Genomic DNA, 6,686 nt, shown 5'->3' on the forward strand with positions numbered 1-6,686 from the left:
CGGGGGAAGCCTCCGCGGCACCTGGCGGACCTCGATGTCGATGCACGCCGCGCCGCTGTGGCCGGACTCGGGGAGAAACCTTTCCGCGCGGATCAGCTGTCCCGGCACTACTTCGCACGCTTCGTCTCCGACGCCGCACAGATGACGGATATCCCGGCGGGTGTCCGAGACGACATCGGCGGTGCCATGTTGCCGTCACTGGTGACGCCGGTGAAGAACGTCGAGACCGATGGCGGAGCCACCCGGAAGACGCTATGGCGCCTGCACGACGGCGCGATGGTGGAGAGCGTGCTGATGCGCTATGGCGACGCGGTACGCGGCGTCGCGCGATCCGACGCCGCCGAACAGGCAGGTCACGGACAGGCAGGTCACGGACAGACAGGACGCGGACAGGCCGGTTACGGTCAGGCCGTGCAGGACGTGGCTGGCAACCGGCGCGGACCGGGTCGCGGCCGGGGCGGAGCGTCGTCTGCCCGGACGCCCGCCCGCGATCGGGTGACCATCTGTGTGTCGAGCCAGGCCGGCTGCGGGATGAATTGCCCGTTCTGTGCCACGGGCCAGCAGGGGCTGACCCGGAACATGTCCGCGGCGGAGATCGTGGAGCAGGTGGTCGCCGGTGCTCGGGCGCTTGCGGCCGGCGAGATCGCCGGTGGTCCCGGCCGCGTGACCAACGTGGTATTCATGGGCATGGGCGAGCCGATGGCCAATTACAAGGCGGTCGTCACCGCCATCCGCCGGATGACCGATCCGGTGCCGGCCGGCCTCGGCATCAGCCAGCGAGGGGTGACCGTCTCAACAGTTGGACTGGTTTCCGCGATCGATCGGCTGGCTTCGGAGCAACTCTCCGTGACATTGGCGTTGTCCCTGCATGCGCCGGACGACGAGCTGCGTGACGAGTTGGTGCCGATCAACACGCGGTGGAAGGTGGGCGAGGCGCTGGATGCCGCCCGGCGGTACTTCGACCGTACCGGCAGGCGTGTGTCCATTGAGTATGCGTTGATCCGGGACATCAACGACCAGGAATGGCGGGCTGATCTGCTCGGCAGACTGCTGGCCGAACGGGGCCGAGGATGGGTACATGTCAACCCGATCCCGTTGAATCCGACGCCTGGGTCGAAATGGACAGCTTCCGATCCTGAGGTGGAACGTGCGTTCGTCGCGGCGCTGGAGCGACATGACATTCCCGTCACTGTGCGTGACACTCGAGGGCGCGACATCGATGGGGCCTGTGGACAACTAGCCACCTCGAGCGCCTAAGATGCCTGACAGCTTGGAGTGGAACGCCTGGAAAAGTGCTCTAGACTACGTTCTGCTTGGGGTGGCCGGTCACGGGGGTCGGCAGTCGGCAGCGAGCGGTTCCGCCGCTCGCCGGTTGTGCTGCGCTGCGTGGTCGGCCGTTCTCGTAACTGGAGGAGTGTGACGACGCCGTGGCTGTGAGTCGCGAACCTGAGTTCCGTACCGTGCGCATGCGCGAGGGCTATGATCTGGACGCCGTCGACGATTTCGTGGACCAGGTCATAGATGCGCTGGACGGCCGACCAGGCGGCAAGGGGATCACGCCGGAGCGGATCGAGGCCGAGGAGTTCAAGGTCGTCCGGATGCGCGAGGGCTACTCCATGGACGACGTCGATGACTGGCTGGACGCAGCGGCCGCCGAGTTGCGGAAGAAGCGGCACGCGGCGCAGCAGGCCCAGCAACAGCAGTACGCCGTCCCCGCACAGCACCCGCAGCAGTACGCACAGGCCCCGCAGGCTCCGCACGGCGCGCAGACGCCGGATCACACTTGGGCCGCCGCCGACCACGTCGGGCTGAACACGGCACCGATCGCACCCGTGGCGCCGCCCGCAGCGCCGACTCCTCCGGTCAGCCCGGTGCCCCCGGCGGGTCAGGTCCCGCCCGCCTATCCAGGGGCCGGCGGCACCGGATACACCGGCTACGCCGATCCTGCCATCGGTGGTGACCCGCTCACCGACTCGGCCGTCAACGAACTGGACCCGGCGCTGCGAGCGCTCGATCCGAGTTACGGTGGGGAGCGTACGCAACCGCACTACACCGACCCGGCCGGTCAGCAGTACGCCGAAGCGGTGCAGTTCCAGGAGCCGGCGCAGCGGACCCACCAGCAGCCCGCCGTCAACGGCTACGAGCCGACCACCGATGATCCCTCGCTCTCCGACGTGCGCACGCCGTCGACCGGGTTGCACCACGTGGAGATCTGGACGCGTGACATCGATGCGGCGACGCGGTCGTTCGGGTGGCTCTTCGAGCGGCTGGGATGGACCCTGTTCCAGGTATGGGACAGCGGTCGCTCCTGGCAGTCTCCGGGTGGCGGCCCGTACGTGGTCATCGAGCAGTCGCCGGACCTCTCCTGGACGCCGTACGACCGGAAGGCTCCCGGCCTGAACCACCTGGCGCTCGCCGTTCCGGAGCGGTGGATGGTGGACCGGATCGTCTCCGAGGCGCCCACCTACGGCTGGCGGCTCATGTTCGCCGATCGGCACCCCTATGCGGGTGGCCCGCATCACTACGCTGCCTACTTCGAGAACGAGGAAGGCTTCGAGGTCGAAGTCGCCACGCCCTGAGCGCCTGGCGCGTCCGAGTCCCGAGTGGTCTCGGGTGACCGATGGCTCGATTCACGGGCCTGGGCGGCTCGTCACGGCGTGTGGGAGCGCTCCACTTCGGCTGACGCTGCCACTTTCGCCGTCTTCGGCGGCAGGCCGCTGACTTGTTGAGTGCTCGTTGCGTTAACCACGCGTCGGAGGGCCCTTTGACGCCACCAGCACTCAACATGTCGGTGGGCCCGGCCCTGGGCACAGTGTCGTTGAGGGCAGGGGACCGCTTGGCGTCCTCTTTGTCGGAAATCTTCCAGCGAGACCGCCCTGCGAGCGCGAGATCCGTTCGCGGTACCGTATCGACCCATGATGTTCTCCGGCATGGTGCGTATCTCGGCCTCTGGTTCGTGCGGACCTCGTTCGCCTGAACGTCGCTGGTCCGGACGTTGCCATGCGTGACGCCGGCTTCGACGATGGCATGGACGGCAGCGCGGACGGTGATGACTCCGCCGCACGCGGCTCTTCCGGATCGCCGACGATCGGACCCGACGCCGTGACGCCGACGTCATCGCCGACGATCGAGTCCGATGTGGTGACGCTGACCTCCGAGCTGATCCGGCTCGACACGACCAACCAGGGTCAAGGCGACGGGCACGAGCGACCGGCGGCCGAGTACGCCGCGCGCCGCCTGGACGAGGTGGGGATCGCGGCCTCGATGCTGGAGTCCGCGCCTGGGCGGGCCAACCTCGTCGCGCGAATCCCGGGTGCGGACCGTTCCCGTCCCGCGTTGCTGGTCCACGGTCACCTCGACGTCGTTCCGGCGAACGCTGCCGACTGGAAGGTGTACCCGTTCTCCGGCGAGATCCGCGACGGCATGGTGTGGGGCCGCGGTGCGGTCGACATGAAGAGCATGGTGGCGATGGTGCTGGCCGTCGCCCGGGCCTGGGCTCGCGACGGGCGGATGCCGCGCCGTGACATCGTCGTCGCGTTCACCGCCGACGAGGAAGACACCGGGAACTACGGGGCCGGCTGGCTTGCGACGGAGCATCCGGAGCTGTTCGCCGGGTGCACCGAAGGTGTGAGCGAATCCGGCGGGTACACGTTGCACGCGAACGGGCGGCGGCTCTATCCGATCGGGGCCGCCGAGCGAGGCACCGCGTGGCTGAAGCTGACCGCGCGCGGCGCCGCGGGGCACGGCTCCCGAGCCAACCCCGACAACGCTGTGGCCACCCTCGCGGCGGCGGTGAGCCGGATCGCCGAACACAGGTGGCCGGTGCGGCTGACCCCGACCGTGCGCGCCGCCGTCGTCGGAATCTGCGAGGCGCTGGATGTGCCGGTGGACCCGGACTCGCCGGACTTCGACGCCGGCGCGATGCTGGACCGGCTCGGACCTGCCCGCCGCCTGCTGGAGAACACGCTGCGCAACAGCACCAACCCGACGATGCTGGCTGCCGGATACAAGGTCAACGTGATCCCGTCCGTCGCCACCGCGCACGTCGACGGGCGCGTGTTACCGGGGTCGGAAGCGGAGTTCGAGAAGACGATCGAGGAACTCACCGGACCCGATGTGGCGTGGGAGTACTACCACCGGGAGACGTCGCTGTCCGCGCCGGTTCAGTCGCCGACCTTCACGGCGATGAAGGACGCGATCGAGGCTGAGGATCCGGGCGCACACGTCGTTCCCTACTGCATAGGCGGCGGCACCGACGCCAAGCAGTTCTCCCGGCTGGGCATCCTCGGCTACGGCTTCGCGCCGCTGGTGATGCCGCCCGGTCTCGACCTGGCACCACTGGTCCATGGCGTGGACGAACGGGTTCCGGTGTCGGCGCTCGAAGGCGGGGCGCGGATCCTGGACCGATTTCTCAGCATGGCGTGAGTCAGCATGGCGTGAGCGAGGTGGAACTGACGATGAGCGAAACGGCTCCGTACGGGTCCTGGCGGTCGTCGATCGACGCCGATCTGGTCGCGGAGGATCATGGCCGGCCGGCCTGGGTCAGCGTGTACGGCACTCAGCAGCCGTGGTGGATCCAGCGGATGCCGGCGGAGGGCGGCCGGATGGCGCTGCTGCGCCAAGGCGCCGAAGGTGCAGAGGTGGTGCTGCCGGCCCCGTGGAACGTCCGCAGCCGGGTGCACGAGTACGGCGGACGCCCGTACCTGCTGGTGCCCGGCGAACCGGAGCCGATCGTGGTCTTCTCCGAGTTCTCCGACCAGCGTCTCTACCGGTTCCAGCCGGATGTGGACGTACGGCCGTCGCCGTTGACCCCGGAGCCGGAGCGTGCCTCGGGCCTGCGCTACGTCGAACCGATCCTCGGCCCGGGCGCGCGCGAGGTGTGGTGCATCCGCGAGGAGCTCACCGGCCCGCACCCGACAGACGTACGGCGCGCGATCGTCGCCGTCCCGCTCGATGGCTCGGCGGCGTCCGACGCCGCGGGGGTCCGGACCGTCCTTGCCGACCGGCACTTCCTCGCCTGCCCGCGTCGCTCACCGGATGGCCGGTGGCTCTCCTGGATCGGGTGGGACCATCCGTCGATGCCGTGGGACTCCACCGAGCTGCGGATCGCCCCGATCGAGGACGACGGCGACGGACGACCGGTGGCGGGTGCGCCGGCGCGCGTCGCGGGCGGCCCGGATGAGGCGGTCGTCCAGGCGGAGTGGGAGAGCTCCGGCGACGCGTTGCTCTACGTGTCCGACCCGAGCGGGTGGTGGAATCTGCACCGGGTCGAGATCGGAGCGGACGGTAAGCCGGACGGTCCCGGGGTCAACCTGTGCCCGCGGGAGGAAGAGTTCGGCGGCGCGTTATGGCAGCTGGGCATGGAGTGGTTCGTCCCGGCCGGTGCGGGCACCGTCGCCGTCATCCATGGGCGTGCGTCGACGCGGCTGAGCATGCTGGACACGGCGTCGGGCGAGCTGCTTCCGGTGGCTGACGACCACACCGAGTGGGCGCCCACCCTGGCGGCCCGCGCCGGCTCCGTCTACGGCGTCGCGGGTGGTCACGACCGGCCGTATCAGCTGATGGCCGTCGGCACGGTGGCCCGGGGAGCGATCGCGCTCACCGACCCGGCGCCGGTGCGGGTCGACGACGGACACCTGCCGCGGCCCGAGGCGCGCACGTTCCGGGCCGACGACGGCCATGAGATCCATGCGAACCTGTACCCGCCGCGCAACGACGGGTTCTCCGCGTCGGACGGGGAGCTGCCGCCCTACGTGGTTTTCGTGCACGGCGGGCCGACGAGCCGGGCGCCGATGGTGCATGACCTGGAGGTGGCCTACTTCACCAGCCGCGGGATCGGCGTCGTCGAGGTCAACTACGGCGGCTCGACCGGGCACGGGCGGGAGTATCGGAACCGGTTGCGGCAGAGCTGGGGCGTCGTCGACGTGGAGGACAGCGCGGCGGTGGCGCGGGCCCTGGTCGACGAGGGCCTGGCCGACCCGCAGCGGCTGGCGATCCGCGGTGGCAGCGCGGGAGGCTGGACCACCGCCGCGGCGTTGGTCTTCACCGACGCGTTCCGCTGCGGCGTCATCATGTACCCGATCCTCGACCTCGCCGGATGGCGGACCGGGGAGACTCACGACTTCGAGTCGCAATATCTGGAGAGTCTCGTCGGACCATGGCCGCAGGTGGAACAGCGCTACCGGGAGCGCTCGCCGATGAGCCATCCGGAGCGGGTGACGGCGCCGTTCCTGCTCCTGCAGGGCTTGGAGGACGAGATCTGCCCGCCGGTGCAGGCGGAGCGGTTCGTGGCGGCGATGTCCGGCCGGGATGTTCCGCACGCCTACCTGACCTTCGATGGCGAGCAGCACGGCTTCCGCAAGAGGGAGACGATCGTCGCCGCGATCCAGGCCGAATTGTCCCTCTACGCCCAGGTCTTCGACTTCGCCCCCACCGACAACCTCCCCCCGCTCTCCCTCACCGACCACCACACCTAAATGATCATGTGAAGTGGGTTTTCTCCAGCACTACCATGTCTGCAGGCATGGTAGTGCACGAAGAAACCCACTTCACATGATCATTTAGGGCTCTCCGTCCCGATCCGTGGGTTAGCGGCCGGGGAGGGCGGGGCGGTATCCGCCGAGGGCGAGCATGGCCAGGGCGATGAGGGCGTGGGGGTCTTTGAAGCCGTAGGCGGTGCGGGTGAT

Annotated in this window: 3 protein-coding genes and 1 pseudogene; all 4 read left to right on the top strand. The window is 69.3% G+C overall.

The features are described 5' to 3' along the window. Positions 1-6: 6 nt before the first annotated feature. Positions 7-1,257 (top strand): annotated as a pseudogene (gene rlmN / locus G1H10_RS26315) (dual-specificity RNA methyltransferase RlmN); the annotation flags it as partial. A gap of 170 nt (positions 1,258-1,427) precedes the next feature. Beyond that, positions 1,428-2,579, top strand: coding sequence for a DivIVA domain-containing protein (locus G1H10_RS26320; RefSeq protein WP_163743565.1), 1,152 nt, complete (start codon positions 1,428-1,430; stop codon positions 2,577-2,579). 421 nt (positions 2,580-3,000) lie between these two features. Further along, a complete protein-coding gene (locus tag G1H10_RS26325; protein WP_246219961.1) occupies positions 3,001-4,425 on the top strand; it encodes a M20/M25/M40 family metallo-hydrolase in 1,425 nt (474 codons plus the stop codon). Between the two features lie 32 nt (positions 4,426-4,457). After that, positions 4,458-6,476 (top strand): S9 family peptidase, encoded by a 2,019-nt coding sequence (locus G1H10_RS26330; RefSeq protein WP_163743567.1) that lies wholly within the window; start codon positions 4,458-4,460, stop codon positions 6,474-6,476. Positions 6,477-6,686 lie beyond the last annotated feature (210 nt).

Origin of the sequence: Phytoactinopolyspora halotolerans (genome assembly GCF_010550675.1) — a bacterium.
Lineage (GTDB): Bacteria > Actinomycetota > Actinomycetes > Jiangellales > Jiangellaceae > Phytoactinopolyspora > Phytoactinopolyspora halotolerans.

Bases quoted from the DNA above. Each gene is read 5' to 3' on its own strand.
- G1H10_RS26325 (WP_246219961.1), top strand. From the start codon at position 3,001: ATGCGTGACGCCGGCTTCGACGATGGCATGGACGGCAGCGCGGACGGT.
- G1H10_RS26330 (WP_163743567.1), top strand. From the start codon at position 4,458: ATGAGCGAAACGGCTCCGTACGGGTCCTGGCGGTCGTCGATCGACGCC.